This is a genomic window from Segatella sinensis, from assembly GCF_040095255.1.
Lineage (GTDB): Bacteria > Bacteroidota > Bacteroidia > Bacteroidales > Bacteroidaceae > Prevotella > Prevotella sinensis.
On record NZ_JBBNGE010000123.1, the window covers coordinates 1 to 1155 of the forward strand.

At 51.8% G+C, this 1155-nt stretch carries 1 rRNA gene; it reads right to left on the minus strand.

Annotated features, from left to right (window positions below):
- Positions 1-1136: ribosomal RNA gene (locus AAAT87_RS15370) — 16S ribosomal RNA — on the minus strand; the annotation flags it as partial.
- Positions 1137-1155: the final 19 nt, after the last annotated feature.

Genomic DNA, 1155 nt, shown 5'->3' on the forward strand with positions numbered 1-1155 from the left:
TGACCTGATGGCAACTAAGGAGAGGGGTTGCGCTCGTTATGGCACTTAAGCCGACACCTCACGGCACGAGCTGACGACAACCATGCAGCACCTTCACAGAGACCCCGAAGGGCGTCATTGTCTCCAAATCCTTCCTCTGCAATTCAAGCCCGGGTAAGGTTCCTCGCGTATCATCGAATTAAACCACATGTTCCTCCGCTTGTGCGGGCCCCCGTCAATTCCTTTGAGTTTCACCGTTGCCGGCGTACTCCCCAGGTGGGATGCTTAATGCTTTCGCTTGGCCGCTGACCTATTCAGACCAACAGCGGGCATCCATCGTTTACCGTGCGGACTACCAGGGTATCTAATCCTGTTCGATACCCGCACTTTCGAGCTTCAGCGTCAGTTGCGCTCCAGTGAGCTGCCTTCGCAATCGGAGTTCTTCGTGATATCTAAGCATTTCACCGCTACACCACGAATTCCGCCCACTTTGTGCGTACTCAAGGAAACCAGTTCGCGCTGCAGTGCAGATGTTGAGCATCTACATTTCACAACACGCTTAATCTCCGGCCTACGCTCCCTTTAAACCCAATAAATCCGGATAACGCCCGGACCTTCCGTATTACCGCGGCTGCTGGCACGGAATTAGCCGGTCCTTATTCATAAGGTACATGCAAAAAGCCTCACGAGGCTCACTTTATTCCCTTATAAAAGCAGTTTACAACCCATAGGGCCGTCATCCTGCACGCTACTTGGCTGGTTCAGGCTCTCGCCCATTGACCAATATTCCTCACTGCTGCCTCCCGTAGGAGTTTGGACCGTGTCTCAGTTCCAATGTGGGGGACCTTCCTCTCAGAACCCCTACTGATCGTTGCCTTGGTGGGCCGTTACCCCGCCAACAAGCTAATCAGACGCATCCCCATCCATCACCGATAAATCTTTAATCCCTTTCAGATGTCTTCTAGAGACGTCATTGGGTATTAGTCTTACTTTCGCAAGGTTATCCCCAAGTGGTGGGCAGGTTGGATACGCGTTACTCACCCGTGCGCCGGTCGACGCCTAGAAAAAGCAAGCTTTCTCTATCGTTTCCCCTCGACTTGCATGTGTTAAGCCTGTAGCTAGCGTTCATCCTGAGCCAGGATCAAACTCTCCATTGTAAAATATCATTTTTACTTC